General features: G+C 67.5%; 16 protein-coding genes. 7 read left to right on the top strand and 9 right to left on the bottom strand.

From position 1 onward, the window contains the following. Positions 1 to 899: 899 nt before the first annotated feature. The 3 genes from TR49_RS08145 to TR49_RS08135 all read right to left on the bottom strand — a co-directional run bounded on the left by TR49_RS08145 (position 900) and on the right by TR49_RS08135 (position 3103). A complete protein-coding gene (locus TR49_RS08145) occupies positions 900 to 2084 on the bottom strand; it encodes a methyltransferase domain-containing protein (protein WP_042378804.1) in 1185 nt (394 codons plus the stop codon). Between the two features lie 507 nt (positions 2085 to 2591). Continuing rightward, positions 2592 to 2843, bottom strand: coding sequence for a DUF7848 domain-containing protein (locus tag TR49_RS08140; protein ID WP_042378801.1), 252 nt, complete (start codon positions 2841 to 2843; stop codon positions 2592 to 2594). Further along, positions 2843 to 3103 (bottom strand): hypothetical protein, encoded by a 261-nt coding sequence (locus tag TR49_RS08135; RefSeq protein WP_052434106.1) that lies wholly within the window; start codon positions 3101 to 3103, stop codon positions 2843 to 2845. Before TR49_RS08135 ends, TR49_RS08140 begins: the two co-directional genes overlap by 1 nt. Positions 3104 to 3295: 192 nt before the next feature. Here TR49_RS08135 and TR49_RS08130 point away from each other — a divergent pair, with 192 nt between their 5' ends. Together TR49_RS08130 and TR49_RS08125 are read left to right on the top strand one after the other, a co-directional pair. Then, positions 3296 to 4648, top strand: a complete 1353-nt coding sequence (locus TR49_RS08130; RefSeq protein WP_042378797.1) for an NsdA family TPR-like regulatory protein — start codon at positions 3296 to 3298, stop codon at positions 4646 to 4648. A gap of 29 nt (positions 4649 to 4677) precedes the next feature. Further along, positions 4678 to 5175 carry an NUDIX domain-containing protein gene (locus TR49_RS08125; protein ID WP_042378793.1) on the top strand — a complete coding sequence of 166 codons (498 nt, stop codon included), beginning with the start codon at positions 4678 to 4680 and terminating at the stop codon, positions 5173 to 5175. A 25-nt stretch (positions 5176 to 5200) separates the two neighbouring features. On the opposite strand, the gene TR49_RS43620 is transcribed toward TR49_RS08125, so the two are convergent. Next, positions 5201 to 5344, bottom strand: coding sequence for a hypothetical protein (locus TR49_RS43620; protein WP_160311553.1), 144 nt, complete (start codon positions 5342 to 5344; stop codon positions 5201 to 5203). Between the two features lie 137 nt (positions 5345 to 5481). On the opposite strand from TR49_RS43620, the gene TR49_RS08120 reads away from it, so the two are divergent. Next, a complete protein-coding gene (locus TR49_RS08120; protein ID WP_152627124.1) occupies positions 5482 to 6651 on the top strand; it encodes a tetratricopeptide repeat protein in 1170 nt (389 codons plus the stop codon). Between the two features lie 55 nt (positions 6652 to 6706). Here the strand turns inward: TR49_RS08120 and TR49_RS41230 are convergent, their stop codons facing one another. Next, a complete protein-coding gene (locus tag TR49_RS41230) occupies positions 6707 to 7900 on the bottom strand; it encodes a helix-turn-helix domain-containing protein (protein WP_084724677.1) in 1194 nt (397 codons plus the stop codon). A 2-nt stretch (positions 7901 to 7902) separates the two neighbouring features. Beyond that, entirely contained in the window at positions 7903 to 8709 is an 807-nt protein-coding gene (locus TR49_RS08115) for a hypothetical protein (RefSeq protein WP_042378786.1), read from the bottom strand. Positions 8710 to 8889: 180 nt separating this feature from the next. On the opposite strand from TR49_RS08115, the gene TR49_RS08110 reads away from it, so the two are divergent. Beyond that, a complete protein-coding gene (locus TR49_RS08110; RefSeq protein ID WP_042378784.1) occupies positions 8890 to 10725 on the top strand; it encodes an NHL domain-containing thioredoxin family protein in 1836 nt (611 codons plus the stop codon). A gap of 3 nt (positions 10726 to 10728) precedes the next feature. Here the strand turns inward: TR49_RS08110 and TR49_RS08105 are convergent, their stop codons facing one another. Together TR49_RS08105 and TR49_RS08100 are read right to left on the bottom strand one after the other, a co-directional pair. After that, the gene (locus TR49_RS08105; protein WP_042378783.1) at positions 10729 to 12045 is read right to left on the bottom strand and encodes a M18 family aminopeptidase; all 1317 of its coding nucleotides are present in this window, start codon (positions 12043 to 12045) and stop codon (positions 10729 to 10731) included. 287 nt (positions 12046 to 12332) lie between these two features. After that, positions 12333 to 14162 (bottom strand): acyl-CoA dehydrogenase, encoded by a 1830-nt coding sequence (locus TR49_RS08100; protein ID WP_042378781.1) that lies wholly within the window; start codon positions 14160 to 14162, stop codon positions 12333 to 12335. Between the two features lie 160 nt (positions 14163 to 14322). On the opposite strand from TR49_RS08100, the gene TR49_RS08095 reads away from it, so the two are divergent. The 3 genes from TR49_RS08095 to TR49_RS08085 all read left to right on the top strand — a co-directional run bounded on the left by TR49_RS08095 (position 14323) and on the right by TR49_RS08085 (position 16731). Next, the gene (locus TR49_RS08095) at positions 14323 to 14748 is read left to right on the top strand and encodes an SseB family protein (RefSeq protein ID WP_042370143.1); all 426 of its coding nucleotides are present in this window, start codon (positions 14323 to 14325) and stop codon (positions 14746 to 14748) included. A gap of 103 nt (positions 14749 to 14851) precedes the next feature. Continuing rightward, positions 14852 to 15811, top strand: a complete 960-nt coding sequence (locus TR49_RS08090) for a pirin family protein (RefSeq protein ID WP_042378769.1) — start codon at positions 14852 to 14854, stop codon at positions 15809 to 15811. A gap of 206 nt (positions 15812 to 16017) precedes the next feature. Continuing rightward, a complete protein-coding gene (locus TR49_RS08085) occupies positions 16018 to 16731 on the top strand; it encodes a hypothetical protein (protein ID WP_042378762.1) in 714 nt (237 codons plus the stop codon). A 15-nt stretch (positions 16732 to 16746) separates the two neighbouring features. Here the strand turns inward: TR49_RS08085 and TR49_RS08080 are convergent, their stop codons facing one another. Further along, complete coding sequence (locus TR49_RS08080) at positions 16747 to 17568, bottom strand: protein phosphatase 2C domain-containing protein (RefSeq protein ID WP_042378759.1); 822 nt, start codon at positions 17566 to 17568, stop codon at positions 16747 to 16749. Positions 17569 to 17591: the final 23 nt, after the last annotated feature.

Raw genomic sequence — 17591 nt, 5'->3', positions numbered from 1 at the left:
GCGCGCGTGCCCAGGGACGAACGTTCTTCAAGATCTTTTGGCGCATGGGCATAGGAACCCCCAACTCGCATCTTTCAGGGCAAACCACCTTCGAAGCGGTCGAACAACATTCGAGCATCAACAGCCTGTGGACAGAGGCTTTGCTGTCGGCGCGCAAAGCAGCCTCTACTAGAAGAAACCGATTTTTTGGGGCGATCCGAACACGACCGTGATCGAGAACCCTCGATCGAAGGACAGACCAGCACGCGGGCAACCGGCAGACGGGCGACATTCAGCGTTGCCGTGGCGTGGATCGGTGCCGGTCGCCAGCGGAGCATCCGAGCGAAGCGAACGATCAAGGCGTCAGGTCGAGCAGCAGTCGCCCGCTCCGGATCGGCCAGGGGCAGAGCAGCGGTGTTCAGAGTTTCTCTACTGGATCAAGGCGGCCCGCCAGAGGCGGGCCGCGCGCCGCCGCCCGAGGACCGCCCCCCGCTCCTGTCTAGCGCCCCGCTCGGGGCGGCCCCCAGACTGGCGGCGCAGAAACGTTCCTGCGGGCCAGCAGGCCCAGCAGAGACCCGAATACGCTGCCCAAGTCTTGGCGAACCGTCACAGACGATGGTTACTCTCCGTACGGCCAGGCCCCCCGCTGCCCGATGATCCGGGGCGAACGGAACCCGTCAAGCCCGCGCCGCCCACCACCGCCGCACCCTCACCGCCGTACGCGCGGCCTTGACCGAACCCGCCCGCCCCTACACACCGGCAGCTATCGGGGGGCCCGCCCGGAGTGGTGGCACGTCGACGACCCCGACCACCCGCCACGGGAAGCGGGTCATCGGGGTCGTCCACGGCCCGGCCCCTCCTACCAGCAGGAGGGGAGGCGGGTCCATAGCCCTGCCCGCCGAGGCGGGACCGGGAGGCCGTCAGGCGAACGACGGCACAGGGTTGCTCCGGTCGGCTAGCCAGGGCCGCAACTCGCCCTCGGACGACACCGAGAGCCCGAAGCAGTCCAACGGCGGGCGCTGCTGGTCGGCCCACCAGCCGAGCGCGCGTTCCACCTCATCCCACAACCGTCTCGGACCATCCTGGTAGACGACCGGTTCTCCATCGTCGGGGAACTCGGCGCAGGCCCAGGCACGTTCGGTCGTGCTGAAGAGCCACACCGAGGAGCCGTCACCTGCCGGGGCGCGGTTGACCACGTGCGCGACATGGGGCACGGCCAGGCCCACGGCGAAGCGCTGCGCCGACCATCGGTCGCCGAGATCGGCCAGCCGCAGGTGTGTCGAGGATCTTGCCGCATTGCCGGGGTAGGGCAGGGTGACGTGGTCCTTGAAGCGGTCCCAGTCCAGCCGTTGGGCCCGCAGCTTCATGAACTCCACCGGCCGCAGGAAAGGGCCCGACGCGGAGCCGTCGTTTCCCACCGTGAGATTCACGAGCGCGTCCTCGTTGCTGTAGTGCGTGCCGAACGGGGCGAGGATGAGCCCTCCGGAGTCGGACTGCTCCAGCCACGCGCGGGGAATCGTGCGGACTCCGGCCGTGGCAATCACCCGGTTGTAGGGCGCCGCGTCCGGGTAGCCGAGCGCGCCGTCCGCGCACACAACGGTCGGATGCAGACCCGCGCGGGTGAGCGCGGTGCGGGCCCTCACCGTGACGGCCGCGTCGATCTCCAGGCTGACGACGTTCTCGCTGCCAAGGCGGTGGGTCAGCAGGCCCGCGTTCCAACCGGTACCGGTGCCGATCTCCAACACCCGCATGCCGGAGTGCACGCCCAGGTCCCGGAGCATGGAAGCGACCACGGACGGCATGGACGCGGAACTCGTCGGCACGGTGCCCGGCTCGGTGCCAGAGTGCCGGCCGTCGTCCCACTGGGTCACGATCGGCACGTCGGCGAACGCCTGGCGGGCCCACTCCTCCGGGTCCTCCTCCCGGCTCACCGCGACGTTGCGGCCGGTCGTCATGTCGTGGCTCCAGTACCGATCGGGCAGAAACCACGAGCGCGGCACCGCGTGGAAGCTCTCGGCCCAGTCGGGCGTCAGGGAGCCAGCGTTGAGAAGGGACCGCACCAGCTCGTCACTGGCGCGGCCCTCCTGCTCAGGTACGGTGCTCATCCCTTGCGGTGGTCCCCGTCTCCGGGAGGCGGGCCGCCGTCAGGGGAAGGCGGGTCCGGCGGCGGGGTCCACGGGGTGCCGGGAAGGCTGTCGCCGCCGTCGCCCCCGTTCTGCGAGATCGGGCCAACACGCATGCTGGCACCTCCTGTTCAGTCGCCTTACACGATGCCACCGGGAGGCTTGCCCGGCGGTTCTTGCGGCCCGCTCCGGTCCACGGTGGGGGAACACATGGCCGGAGCGGGTGTCGTTGGGTCGGCCACCCCACGGCGGCGAAGCGGACGTCAGGCACACGCGGGACGCGCGCTGGCAGCGGCGACACACCCGGCCGCTCATGAACCAGGTAGTCGCCGGGGTCGAACCACTCCAGGGCTTCCGCGGGCAGCCGCCGAGCCGCCTCCGCCCGGATCAGACGCAAGGCCTCCCGGCTCTGCCGCACGGTCATGACCCCGATCCGCATGCGTTCCGCACGCTCCCAGAGCTGTCGCCGCCGCTGCTGCGTGGTCGCGATCACAACCACACGCCCGCCTCAGCGCGAACGGTGGCGCGCTCCTGGCGCTCGAACAGCTCATGCTGGGTCTGCGCACAGTGCTCCGCGATCCAGCGCACCAGTTCCTCAGCGCTGTGCACCTCACCGGAGGAGGCACCGCAGTCGGCCTCTTCCCCGGTCACGCACACGGCGCTGAGCGTCGGCAGGCTGCACGGGTCGGCCACAGCACGCACGCTGTACTCACGGAAGCGGTAGCGGGTCGTCGTCCCCATCACCAACCCCGCCGACTGCGACGGTTGGCCGCTTCGACCTTCGCCCGCAACTCCTCTTCCCGGTCGGCCGGATACAGGTCCGCCAGTCGCGCGTCCCACTCGACCCCGCCCCCGACCGGCCGCAGCCAGTACCGGCCATCGTGCGGCGTCTTGCCTTGGAAGACGCCCACCCGGCCGGCTTCGCAGTCGTACAGGTGCGCACCAGGCACCGGAGGCACCGACCACGGATGCGCCTCGATACGTGCGGTCTTCACTGCCATGCCTCACCACCAATTCTGATCGGACATCGGATGTTGCCTTTGGTGTCCCCGAGTCCGAGGCCGCCAGAGAGCCGCAGCGCCGCAGGTCGGAGCCGCTGCTATTCAGTGAACCCAGCTGAAGCCACGGCGGGTACACTTCCCGCCACGTACAGTGGTTTACGCGGTTTACAGCTCCAGCTCGGGGGATCGATCGTGGCCACACGCAAGGAGCCCAATCACCGTTTCAGGCAGGCGATTTCAGACGGTGGATGGACGTATGAGTCGTTAGCCAGGGCCGTCCAGCGAATCGCGGCCGAGAACGGCGAGAGTCTGCTGACGAACAAGTCGGCAGTCGCCCACTGGGTCAGGGGAGCCGAGCCCACCGGTCAGACCGGCCAGTACATCTCTGAGGCGATGTCGAGGCGGGCCCGTCGCCCGATCACTCTGGCAGAGCTCGGCTTTGCCACGCCGGAAGCGTCGCTCGCTGCGAGCGCTGACCCGATCGAGGCCGCCGCGAACCTCGGCCGCGCTGATGTTGAACGCCGCACCTTCCTCGCTGTGGCCGCCTTCACTGCCGCTGGCGTGGCAATGCCGCTGCTGTACGACCCCGAGCCAGCCTCCCGACTCATGCGGGCCCGCACCGGGACCGCCGCGGTCGGGCGCGCAGAAGTCGAAGTCATCCGCCAGATCACCGCTGTGTTCAGCGCGGCGGACGAACGACTCGGCGGAGGGCACGGCTTGACCACGGTCACCGCCTACCTGGCCGACACTGCCGCACCAATGCTCACCGGACGCTTCTGCGACGAGGCCACACGGCGCGAGGCGTTCGGGACCGTGGCCGAGCTCGCCTACCTCGCCGGTTGGAAGCACCACGACCTCGGGCAAGAGGGCGCTGCGCAGCACTACTACCAGGTCGGATATCAGCTGGCCGTCGAGGCGGACCCCAAGGGTCACGCCGGGTGGATGATGCGGGCTCTGGCCCACCAGGCGCTGAGCCTCAAGCAGCCGCGCCACTGCGTGGACCTGATCGAGAACGCGCTCAGCCGCAGCCTCGGTCACGTGGATGGCCAGACCGAGGCCCTACTCCACATCACCCACGCACGTGCATTCGCGGCCACCTCCGACAAGGCCGCCGCAGCCCACGCCCTACTGGCCGCCGAGAACGCCCTCACCCGCACCACGGACGAGCAGCCCACGTTCTCACTCGTGACCGGCCCAGCGGCCGGCACTGTCGCCAGCCACACCGCCAGGACCCTGACGGACCTCGGTGACCACCGGGGCACCGAGCAGCAGCACCGGGCCGCACTGATCCGCTGGGACGCCGAGAAGTACAAGCGCGTCCACGCGCTCACCTACGCCGATCTCGGCGACAGCTTGGCCGCTCAGGCCCGAGCTGACGAAGCGATCGCGACTTGGGGTCGCGCGCTCGACCTCATGGACGGCATGTCATCCGATCGCACCAGAAAGGCGATCTCCTCGATCCGTCCTCACCTGGCCACCTACCGTAGACGCGGAGTCCCAGGAGCCACCGATCTGGAACGCCGCGCACGCGAGGCACTGATCTAACACCCTCACCGCAGGAAGGACCCACCGACGTGGCCCAGCAGACCACAGACCAGCCCACCCAGCTCCCGCCCGCCACGGAGTCGATGACCCTGCTGGTCGCCGCCGTCATCGTCCACGACGTCGAAGCTCAGCGCGTGGCACTACTCCGCCGCAGCCAGAAGGCGAAGTTCGCCCAGGGCATGTGGGACCTCCCCGTCGGCAAGAGCGAGCCGGGAGAACCGATCACGGAGACCGCAGTCCGCGAACTGAAGGAAGAGACCGGTCTCGTCGTCTCCCCTGAAGATCTTCGACTCGTCCACGTGATCCATGGAGCCCGGGGCGTCGAAGCTCCCAACGGCTTTCTCACCATTGTGTTCGCGGCGCACCGCTGGTCGGGTGACCTGACCAACGGGGAACCGGACAAGCACTCCGAGGTAGCGTGGATCAACACCGATCGCATCCCTCGCAATTTTGTGTCTACGACTGATGCTGCCTTGCTCAGCTACCTCAGCGACGGGCCAAGCGTCTCTCTGGATTCATGGGGGTAAGTCCGCTCCCTGGGCATCGCCACAGTCACTTGATTCCTGAAATTCTTGCAGCAATCTCAAGAACCAGATCAAGCAACGTGAGAATGGAACAGGCCAGAGGAAATGCATTCTGTGCATTTGCGCGCCGGTGATTCTTCTTGACAATCTTGCGCTGCCGCTTCTTTGACATGATTCAATCGTCGCGGCCCTGCTCGTCTCGTTTACATTATGGAGCAACCTTACAGAAAGCAATACAAGCAGCGACGGCGCAAAACGTCCGCGACTGTAACGTTTTACAAAATGAGACACCAACGCTGGGGGGCACAAGTGGCAGGAAATGACGCATCAAGGCAGGCCTTGGCCGCTCGACTCAGAGAGCTCCGCTTGGATGCGGGGCAACCGAGCGTCCGCGACATCGCCTCCAAGACCCTGGTCATCAGCCACAGCACCGTACATCAGGCGTTGTCTGGCAAGCGTCTTCCTCGCTGGGGGGCGATCGAACTCATCGTTGAGGCGATCAACGGGGACATCGAGGAGATACGGACGCTGTGGAAGCGTGCGCTCTTGGAGTCCTCGCGCGAGTTGAACACGGGTGAGATGGATCCTGATCGCGCCACGCCCGACGGGCATGCCGGCCGATACAAGATGCTTTCGAGCTACGATCCAAACCTCGGAGCAGACATGCTTGCTTTTCATGCAGCCAGGAAGCTGCGACAGGAAGGCAAGCACGAGGAGATTCTCGAATATTTGGCCCCACGAATAAAAAGTCGACGGCGCACCGGGCTCATCGAGCCATATCTAGACGCGCTGAATGAACTAGGACGCCGGGGGGAAATGGTCGAGATTCTCGAAGATCTTAGGGATTTGGAGATGGGGACGGCGCGCTCGGCAAATTACATCGCAGACATGCTTGCCAACCTACTGGAAGACTGGGACGGCGCGATTCAACACCAAAAGCGCGCCCTTAGGCTCGACCCGAACAATGCGACATACGCGTGGTTCGTCGGCCTCTATCTGGAGGAACTTGCACTCTACGACGAGGCCGAGATCTACCACCGGCGTGCAACCGAAATCGATCCCAGTCACAAGAATTGCTCGGAATCATATCTGGAGATGCTCATCGGGTCTGGGAAGTTTCAAACTGCAGAGTCATTCGCAAAGGCATCACCGCTAGTAAATGACTCCGATATTAGAATCCACCTAATCAGAGCGCTTAGCCTTCAGGGAAAACTTGAAGAAGCAGAGAGCCTGTGCCGCTCAATAGGGCAGCCAAACGACATTGAAGCGGGGGAATTTTCCAGAGTGCTCAGCGCCATGGGGAAATACGACGAGGCATTGAACGTGCTCCGGAAATTCTGGAGTCACGAAACCTACGGCGTCACTTTCCGCATGATGTCTGCGGACCTGCTTCGGCTGGCTGGGGACACTGCGCAGAGCGAGCAAGTAGTGGCGGAGGTTGAAGCTGAGCTAAGCGCAACCCCTGACTCCGTTGATTAGGCTGCTGCGCTCGCCGCGCCTGGGAAGGTCACGGTGTCGGCCGCAACACGCGCAGCTATCCTTCCTTGCCAAACCGGCTTGCCGACAGGATGGAGCTGACACCATGAGGAAGTGACGCGGCGTCCGAACCGTTGCCCCATGAACCGCCTACGGGGAATTGAGGCGTACGGGCAACAATCGTTTCAAGCAACGAAAGCGGGACCCTCGCCTCATACGCAATATCGCCCAGCTTTACGCCATCCTCTTCAAGCAAGCTGACCGCTTGGGCCATTAGGGACGGCTGCTCAAGCGCGGGCATCACCCCTGGCTCCTGTCGCCTCCACCCCTTCGCCGAAAGGTAAGTGATGGCGTTGCGGTACGTAACCTCACTCATAACGCCTAGGCTTCGGGAGCGATATAGGAGCGCCTGGAGACTAACACCCCATGTTTGTTTGATCTGAGAGAGCCGTGGCCAGTCCGCAGATGACGGCAAAATGTCCCTCATCTGCTCCGCAGGCATCAAGAATTCTGCCGCAAAGGCCTGCGCCTGATCTTCAATTTTTCGCCCCCCTGGCTCCGAGTCCGCATGCATCACCAGATGGCCGATCTCGTGAGCCACATCAAAGCGCTGGCGGAAGTAGTCTTGCTTGACCGGATTCAGCACAATCACCGGGCGCACACGACTATCAAACGAGTAGGCGTCCACGGAGGCGGCTTGAACAGGACTGAAGACCACCAAGATTCCTTGATTCTCGGCAATTCTCACCAAGTGCCCCACCGGCCCGTCAGGGATCTTCCAGTGAAAACGAAGCTCACGCGCGGCACGCTCTGGAAGCTGGATAATTTCCAAATCCACGTCTACCGGAAATGGCAATACATTAACTTCGGGAAATTCCACATGCCTTTCCAGTGAAGCAGCTGCATCAATCGTCGCCAGCCCATAGGCGGCTGCCTGATCCCGAGAGATCTGCGTTGTGGACCTTAGCGAGCGAAAGTGCGGGGACCGCTCGGAGAAATCAATTTCTCCGGGACCGGAGAGAAAAAATGCAGGCTCCACCCCAAGTGAGAGACAGAGCTGAGCCACTGTCGCGGCAGCTGGTCGCTTGGTGCCATTCTCATAGGAGGCAACAGCCGTGGGAGTCTTCCCGATCATCGCGGCGAGAGCATTCTTGCGGAGGCCCGCCAACTGACGGGCCAACCGAAGACGCCTGCCATCGAACAGGCGCGCTACATCACCGACCTGAGGTGCGGGACGGTGAACGAGGTGCATGACTATCCAATCGCCTCAGGGCCGGTGGCTTCCTGCGGCTTCTGACGCCTGCGCACCGGTGCATCGGGAACAACGTGGGGAGAAGGAGCGAGAGGTGCGGGCTGGGGTGAGACAGGGGCGAAACCACCAGCCCCAGGCGCACTGCTCAACAGGTCATACCTCCACCACCATGCCTTGCCACCGTCAGAGTTCATCCGCGGCCGACCGATGAAGAACTCCCGCACGCGGAACTCCGGGTGCACGCTGTGCGCCAAGACGAGAGTCCGCGCGATCAGATCGGCAGCGCCCGGCCCCTCGGGCTCAATCAGCGAGGAGAAGTCCTCGAACGCCTCCAACTCCTCGAACGGCAAGGTGGGTGCATCGGGGCTCGGCTGAGCCGCAACGCGGCGCTTCGTCGGACTCTTCTGCTGCCAACGGATCTTGTCCACAGTACCGTGCGGATACGAGGCCATGAGCCACCGCCACGTGCTCGACTGCCAGCCAGGCGACTTGTTGAGGTCCGCCAGGGCGACCGCCCCGGCAGGAATCCTGGGCATAGTCAGGTAGGTGTCGCCCAGGCCCGCAGCAACGACATCCAAGCCGGCCTGTGCATCCCCGCCACCGACGGCATAGGGCCCACACGAGAAGACGCGGTTCAAGCGATCCAACAGCAGCTTGTGGGCTGTGTAGCCGATCCAGCCCTGATCATGGCCCGTGGCCGGGTCATAGTCCTCAAGGAGGCGCCCATAAGCGGACTCCCCTGCCCACCGGATCCCTGCTAGGGCTCCGCCGTCCTCAAGATCGCCTACGGCGTCCTCTTCTTCACTCATGCGCGGAAGCCTACTCCACTCCAGTAATTTGCGCATGGAAATGAACCACAGACACCACCTAGCCGCGAGCAACTGAACCCCTTGCTCATAATCGAACGTTTACTCGAATCCTAGTTAGCCCTCTCGCCCCGCGCCAGAGCCAGGGAAGGTTTCGGCACGCGGATGCTGTTGGATTGGTGCATGGCATCACGTGCACGCGTTCGCGCCCCCGAACTGGTCGGCAAGGGCGGATGGATCAACACCGGCGGCAAGGACCTCACCCTCGCGGACCTGCGAGGTAAGTGCGTCGTTGTAGACTTCTGGACCTTCTGCTGCATCAACTGTCTGCATGTCCTCGACGAGCTCAGGGAGCTCGAGGAGGCGCATCGGGAGACGTTGGTGATCGTCGGGGTGCACTCGCCGAAGTTCGTGCACGAGGCGGAGCACCAGGCCGTGGTGGATGCCGTGGCGCGGTACGAGGTGGAACACCCCGTGCTGGACGACCCGGAGCTCGCGACGTGGAAGCAGTACGCCGTGCGGGCGTGGCCGACGCTCGTGGTGATCGATCCCGAGGGGTACGTCGTCGCGCAGCATGCCGGGGAGGGGCATGCGCATGCGATCGCCGCGCTGGTGGCGGAGCTGGAGGCGGAGCACGAGGCGAAGGGGACGCTGCGGCGCGGGGACGGGCCGTACGTGGCGCCGGAGGCCGTGCCCGGGGCGCTGAAGTTCCCCGGCAAGGCGGTCCGGCTGCCCGGGGGCGGGTACCTGGTGGCGGACTCGGGCCATCACAGCCTGGTCGAGCTGGCCGCGGACGGGGAGACCGTCGTGCGCCGGATCGGCAGCGGTGAGCGCGGGTTCACGGACGGGAAGGCCGAGGCCGCGCGGTTCAGCGAGCCTCAAGGGGTGGCCCTGGTCGAGGGCGAGAGCGGGGGTCGGCCGTACGACGTCGTGGTGGCCGACACGGTCAACCACGCGCTGCGCGGAGTGAACCTCAGCACCGGTGAGGTGACGACGCTCGCCGGGACCGGGCGGCAGTGGTGGCAGAACTCGGCGACGAGCGGTCCGGCCAGGGCCGTGGACCTGTCGTCGCCGTGGGACGTGGCCTGGTTCGACGGCCGGGTGTGGATCGCCATGGCCGGGACGCACCAGCTGTGGAGCTACGACCCGGACGCCGACACGGTCCAGGTCGAGGCCGGGACGACGAACGAGGGCCTGGTCGACGGGCCCGCCGCCGAGGCGTGGTTCGCGCAGCCGTCCGGGCTGGCGGTCGCCGCGGACGGGGGCCGGATGTGGGTGGCCGACTCGGAGACGTCCGCCGTGCGGTACGTCGAGGCCGGGACGCACGAGGTGCGGACCGCCGTCGGCACGGGGCTGTTCGACTTCGGGCACCGGGACGGCGACGCCGCGCAGGCGCTGCTGCAGCACCCGCTCGGGGTCACCGTCCTGCCGGACGGGTCGGTCGCGATCGCGGACACGTACAACCACGCGCTGCGCCGGTTCGATCCGGAGACGGGCGAGGTGAGCACGCTCGCCACCGACCTGCGGGAGCCGTCCGGGGCGGTGGTCGACGGGGACGAGATCGTGGTGATCGAGTCCGCGCGGCACCGGCTGACCCGGCTGCGGCTGCCGGAGGAGGCGGTGCAGGTGGAGGCCGCCGCGCACCGGACGCAGCGGCCCGCAACCGAGATCGCGGGCGGCACGCTCGCCCTGGACGTCGTGTTCACCGCGCCCACCGGGCAGAAGCTGGACGAGACCTACGGCCCGGCCACCCGTCTGCTGGTCAGCTCCACGCCGCCGGAGCTGATCCTCGCGGGCGGCGGCGCGGACACCGCGCTGCGGCGCGAGCTGACCCTGAACCCGGACGTGACCGAGGGCGTGCTGCACGTCTCGGCCATGGCCGCGTCCTGCGACGCGGACCCGGCGATCGAGTTCCCGACCTGCCACGTGCACCAGCAGGACTGGGGCGTGCCGGTCCGGGTCACCGCGCAGGGGACGGACCGGCTCGCCCTGGTGCTGGCCGGGATGGACGACCGGTAGGGCTCAGCTCTCGAGGAACGCCTTGAGAGCCGAGGCCAGCAGGAACGGGTCGTCAGCCCCGCACAGCTCGCGCGCGGAGTGCATGGACAGGGCGGCGACGCCGCAGTCCACCGTCGCGATGCCGAGGCGGGCGGCCGTGATCGGGCCGATGGTCGTGCCGCAGGGGACCGAGTTGTTGGAGACGAAGCTCTGCCAGGGCACGCCGGCCTTCTCGCAGGCGGCGGCGAAAACGGCGCGGCCGGTGGCGTTGGTGGCGTAGCGGTTGTTGACGTTGACCTTGAGGATCGGGCCGCCGTTCGGCATCGGGTGGTGGCCCGGCTCGTGGCGCTCGCTGTAGTTGGGGTGGACGGCGTGCCCCATGTCCGAGGAGAGGCAGATGGTGGCGGCCAGGGCCCGGGCTCGGTCCTCGTGGGTGCCGCCGCGGGCGTAGACGGAGCGGTCCATGACGTTGCCGAGCAGCGGGCCCTGGGCGCCGGTGTCGGACTCGCTGCCGTTCTCCTCGTGGTCGAAGGCGGCCAGCACCGGGATGTGGTCCGGCTCGGTGCCGGCGGCGGCGACGGCCGCGAGCGCCGCGGTCCCGGCGTGCACGGAGAGCAGGTTGTCCAGGCGCGGCGCGGCCAGCAGCTCGCGGTCGCGGCCCAGGTAGGACGGCGGCTGCACGTCGTGGACCATCAGGTCCCAGCCGACCACGTCGTTCGCGGCGACGCCCGCCGCGGCGGAGACGTAGGAGATGAGCGAGCCCTCGTCGACCTCGCCGAGGCCCCAGATCGGGGTGAGGTGCTTCTGCCGGTCGAGCGTCAGCGCCTCGTTGACGCTGCGGTCCAGGTGGATGGCCAGCTGCGGGACGCGCAGCAGCGCCTCGTCGATGCGGACCAGGACGACGCGGCCGTCGCGCAGCGCGAGCCGGCCGGAGAGGCCGAGGTCGCGGTCGAGCCAGGTGTTGAGCGGGACCCCGCCGTAGATCTCGACGGCGACCTGCCGCCAGCCGTCGGCCCCGGTGTCGGGGACGGGCTTGACCCGCAGGTTGGGCGAGTCGGTGTGGGCGCCGACGATGCGGAACCCGGTGGCCGGGGTGGCCCCCTCGGGCACGTACCAGGCGACGAGCGCCCCGCCGCGGATCAGGTAGCGACCGCCGGGGGTCGCGTCCCAGGCCGCCGTCTCCTCCACCTGCCGGAAGCCCGCCTTCTCCAGCCGTGCCGCCGCCTCGGCCACCGCGTGGAAGGGTGACGGGCTCGACTGCAGGTAGGCGATGAGGTCATCGGTGTGACTGCGGTCGAACGCAGGCGTGGCGGTGTGCGTGGAGGCGGCAGCGGGGGTCAAAGCGGGCTCCAGACGTGCTGAGAATTGCTGAGGGTGGCCGATCTCTGCGGTCGAGCATAGGGCCGACGCCGAGGGGCGCGCGTTGATCGCGCCTTCGTTCACCATGGCGAAGGGTGGCGAGCGACCTCGGCGACGGCCACCCCTGCGGCGCGCGGAACGCACGAGGGCCCGGACCCTTTACGGGTCCGGGCCCTCTGCGCCGAGACGGTGCTCGGGCATGTGCTCAGACGGTGTTCAGGCAGTGCTCAGACGGTTCCCGGCACGCGGCCGATCGGCTCGGGCGCCGATCAGAACGCCTCCTCCGCGAGGTCCATGATCGAGTTGTCGATGCCCTCGGCGATCAGGCGCTGCGTGTGCACGGCCGGCAGCACGTTGCGGGCGAAGAAGCGCGCGGCGGCGATCTTGCCCTGGTAGAACGCCACGTCCTTCTCGGAGGCGCCCTCCGCCAGCTTGGCCTGGGCGACGGCCGCGGCGCGCAGCAGCAGCCAGCCGAGGACCACGTCGCCGGAGGCGAGCAGCAGGCGGGTGGTGTTCTGGCCGACCTTGTACATGTTGCGGAGGTCCTGCTCGACGGTGCCGAGCTGGGCCAGCATGGTGCCGACCAGGGCCTCCAGGTCGCCCGCGGCGGCGGCCAGCGCGTCGCGCTCGGCGGCCAGCTCGTCGCCGCCGACGCCTGCGGCGATCGACTTGAGGATCTGCTCCGACAGGGCGGTCAGCGCCTGGCCCTGGTCCTTGACGATCTTCCGGAAGAAGAAGTCCTGGCCCTGGATGGCGGTCGTGCCCTCGTAGAGGGTGTCGATCTTGGCGTCCCGGATGTACTGCTCGATCGGGTACTCCTGCAGGAAGCCGGAGCCGCCGAAGGTCTGCAGCGACTGCGCAAGCTGCTCGTAGGACTTCTCCGAGCCGTAGCCCTTGACGATCGGCAGCAGCAGGTCGTTCAGGCGCTCGGCGGCGGAGGCGTCCTCACCGCGGGCCTTGAGCAGCTGCACCTCGTCCTGGACGGACGCGGTGAACAGCACCAGCGCGCGCATGCCCTCGGCGTAGGCCTTCTGGGTCAGCAGCGAGCGGCGCACGTCCGGGTGGTGCGTGATGGTGACACGCGGCGCGGTCTTGTCCAGGAACTGGGCCAGGTCCGGGCCCTGCACGCGCTCCTTGGCGTACTCCAGCGCGTTCAGGTAGCCGGTGGAGAGGGTGGCGATGGCCTTCGTGCCGACCATCATGCGGGCGAACTCGATGATGCGGAACATCTGGCGGATGCCGTCGTGCTTCTCGCCGACCAGCCAGCCCTTGGCGGGGTGCTTGGCGCCGAAGGTCATCTCGCAGGTGTTGGAGGCCTTGAGGCCCATCTTGTGCTCGACGTTGGTGGCGTAGGCGCCGTTGCGCTCGCCCAGCTCGCCGGTCTCCCAGTCGAAGTCGTACTTCGGCACGATGAAGAGCGACAGGCCCTTGGTGCCGGGGCCCGCGCCCTCGGGGCGGGCCAGCACCAGGTGGATGATGTTCTCGGACATGTCGTGCTCGCCCGAGGTGATGAAGCGCTTGACACCCTCGATGTGCCAGGAGCCGTCGGGCTGCTGGATCGCCTTGGTGCGGCCGGCGCCGACGTCGGAGCCCGCGTCGGGCTCGGTCAGCACCATGGTGGCGCCCCAGCCCTTGTCGACCATGAGCTGGGCGACCTTGGACTGCTCCTCGGTGCCCTCCTCGTGGATGACGCCGGCGAAGGCCGGGCCGGAGGAGTACATCCAGATGGCCGGGTTCGAGCCCAGGATCAGCTCGGCGTAGGCCCAGACCAGGGAGTTCGGGGTGGGCGTGCCGCCGATCGCCTCCGGGATGCCGAGACGCCAGTACTCGGAGTCCATGAAGGCCTGGTAGCTCTTCTTGAAGGTCGCCGGTATCGGGGCGGTGTTGGTCTCCGGGTCGAAGACCGGCGGGTTGCGGTCGGCGTCGGCGAAGGACGCGGCGAGGTCGTTCTCGGCGAGACGCGCGATCTCGGACAGGATGGACTTCGCCGTCTCGACGTCCATCTCGGCGAACGGCCCGGTGCCGTAGACCTCGTCACGACCGAGCACCTCGAAGAGGTTGAACTCCAGGTCGCGGAGGTTGGACTTGTAGTGACCCATAGTCGTGAACCCTCAACTCGATCGACGAGATCTACAGCGATCTACCAGTGAGACCTTCTACCTGCTACCAGCAAGTAGCTGCCATGATGCTACCCAAGGGTAACTTAGATCAACCCCCTGCGGCCCTGGCGTAGGTCACATCGCTCGCTAGCCTTGACCTGTGTACGGCTACGAGCAGCCCCAGCAGGGGCCGAACCCCGGCTATCAGCAGCCCTACCCGGAGCCCACTCCGCCCTCGCTGGCGGATGCGATCCGGGCCTTCACCTCGGGCGCCATGACGGTCGAGGACTTCCAGTCGATCTTCATCACCTCGAAGATCTACTGCCCGCGCGGGGACCGCCCCGGCTTCCTCGCCCTGCACAACACGCCCCAGCCGGTGATCCCGATGTTCAGCTCCCTCAAGGAGCTGCGCCGCTACGCGGGCAAGGACTCGAAGTTCTTCACCGTGACCGGCGCCGAGGTGCTGGATCTCCTCCCCACCGGCTACGGCTTCGCGATGGACATGGAGGGCGAGCACCGGATGGTCTTCGACGCGAAGGCCGTCGAACAGATGGTCGATTTCACCATGCGCAGGATGTACGGGTAGGGGAGCTCGCCACCAGGGTGGGAATTAGTTGACGCTTCAACTTGCTTAGAGATTCAACGTTCAACTATCTTGGACGTGTCGAAGCAAGAGCAAGGAGGCAGCCATGCCCGCTGTGACCGTAGAGAACCCCCTGGTCCTGCCGCGTGTGGAGACGCCGGACCCGGCCGCGACGACGGCGCGCCCGGTCCTGGGCGTGGTCACGGCTCCCGAGGGCTTCGAGGGCGAGGGCTTTCCGGTCCGTCGCGCCTTCGCGAAGATCAACACCAAGTACCTCGACCCGTTCATCATGATGGACCAGATGGGCGAGGTGGAGTACGCGGCCGGTGAGCCCAAGGGCACCCCGTGGCACCCGCACCGCGGCTTCGAGACGGTGACGTACCTGATCGACGGCGAGTTCGTGCACCAGGACTCGACGGGCGGCGGCGGCCACCTGGGCGGCGGCGACACCCAGTGGATGACGGCCGGCTCCGGCATCCTCCACATCGAGACCCCGCCGGAGTCGCTGGTCATGACCGGCGGCCTGTTCCACGGGATCCAGCTCTGGGTGAACCTGCCGGCCTCGGACAAGATGATCCAGCCGAAGTACCAGGACATCCACGGCGGCGAGGTCAAGCTGCTCACCACTGCGGACGGCGGCGCGGTCCTCCGGCTGATCGCCGGCGACGTCGGCGGCCACCAGGGCCCCGGCACGACCTTCACCCCGATCACGATGCTGCACGCCACGATCAGCCCCGGCGCGCGGATCACCCTGCCCTGGCGGGCGGACTTCAACGCGCTGGTCTACGTCCTCAACGGCGAGGGCACGATCGGCGGGGAGAACCGTCCGATCCACATGGGCCAGGCGGCGGTCTTCGGCGACGGCGACAGCATCGCGCTGCAGGCCTCCGCGATGCAGGAGTCGCGCTCGCCGAACATGGACGTCATCATCCTCGGCGGCGAGCCGATCAAGGAGCCGGTGGCGCACTACGGGCCCTTCGTGATGAACAGTCACCGCGAGCTGCAGCAGGCGATCGAGGACTTCAACGCCGGACGATTCGGGCAGATCCCCGTGACCAGGGATTAGTCGCCCCGCGACCGAGCCCCCGGGAGGACCCCGTTCACGAAGTGAGTGGACGGGGTTCTCACTTGGCTGTCACAGGCATGCACTAACGTTCACGTCATTCACACAGCACCACGGTGTGTGGAGCGACTGCAGCGCTCTGCCCGTGATCGCACATTCTTCGGCATGCGCTCCATCATGCGCGTGCTTTCTCTGGGGGTAGTTCTTCCGTGAAGTTCCGCACCGCTGTGGCCACCGCCGTGGCCGCCACCGCCGCCGTCCTCGCCGTCGGCGCCGCCCCGGCCAACGCGGCCACCGCCGCGAAGGTCAACCCGCAGCTGAGCCTCACCGCCAGCACGCTGAACGCGGTCGACGGCCAGACCATCACCCTGACCGCCCACCTGGGCAAGACGGCGTCCAACCGCACCGTCTCCATCTACCGCAGCCCGGCGGCCGAGGCCGCCAACCAGCTCGTCAAGGCCGGCAAGGTCGACAGCTCCGGCAACCTGCGCGTCTCCGTCTGGATGGGCCGCAACACCGGCTTCACCGTCAAGTTCGCGGGCGACTCCGGCGACAACGCGGCCAGCCGCAGCGTCTACGTCCACGACGCCGCCGTGATCAAGCAGAGCATGCAGAAGCCCGCGTACATCAACTCCGGATGGAACTACTTCCACAGCACCCAGCCGGTCATCGAGCAGTCCCAGGTGTACCCGAGCAAGGCCGGGAAGACGGTCTACTTCCACGTTCAGCAGTACTACAGCGGCGCCTGGCACAACGTCGGGCTGCAGTACTCCTCGGCCACGCTCGACGCAAACAGCTCCACCTGGTTCGGCTGGAAGTCGATCCCGGCCGGGATCACCCTGCGCTTCGCGACCACCTACAACGGTGACTCGCTGAACACCGGCTCGGGCTACCACTGGGTGTACGTCAAGACCGTGAAGTAGTCCGTCAGGCCGGGCTCAGCGCAGGGTCGCGTACAGGGCCGTGGCGTCGTCCTTGGCCTTGCCACGCGGCCAGCGCGCGCACGCCGGATCCGAGGCCTCGGTCTCGCGGACCCGGCGGAGCAGCTCGGCCGGGCCGCGCTGGTCCATCAGACGCATCGCGTCGGGCCAGCCGCCCAGGTCGAACCGGTCGACGAACCTCGCCGCCCCGTCGGTGAGCGCCGCGAACGCGCGGAGCTCGCCGAGCGGGGCGGCGCCCGTCTCCGCGTGCTCCGCGGCGCGCGGCAGCGCGGAGGCGACCCACGGGCCGTGGCCCGTGTTGCGCGCGGCCCGCACGGCCAACGCGTAGCGCATGTGCAGGGAGGCCCGCTCCGGACTGCCGTGCGCCGCCGCGTGGACCTGGCGCCGCAGCCCCTCGCCCGCCGGGAAGGGCTGGTTGTCCCCCACGACCGCGTAGGTGCCCTCCCGGTCCAGCACCAGCTGGGAGTCGCCGAGCACCAGGTACTGCAGGCTCGGCCCGTGCGCGCGGGCCGCCACCACCATGGCCGCGGGCGTGTTCGGATGCCCGAGGTCGCAGCGGGCGCCGTGCAGGGACGCGGTCTCGGCGATGGCGTCGCTCAGACACTGCGCCATCGACCGGTCCGGGCGGTCGACCAGACGGGCCAGCAGGTGCACGCCCAGCCGCCGGACGAACCAGGCCGTGCCGTGCTCGCAGCCGTTCTCCATCGCGACGGGCGAGCTGCAGCCGTCCAGCAGCACGAACGCGTCGCCGCTGCTGGCCACGAAGTCCTCCGAGGGGCGGTCGCCCCGTTGCGGTTCCCCCGCTATCTCCACGCGCATGCAGTCAGTGTGAGACGGCACGC

The organism is Streptacidiphilus melanogenes, assembly GCF_000787835.1.
Lineage (GTDB): Bacteria > Actinomycetota > Actinomycetes > Streptomycetales > Streptomycetaceae > Streptacidiphilus > Streptacidiphilus melanogenes.
The sequence above is the reverse complement of the archived record's forward strand: the minus strand, read 5'-3'. Positions and strand labels throughout refer to the sequence as shown.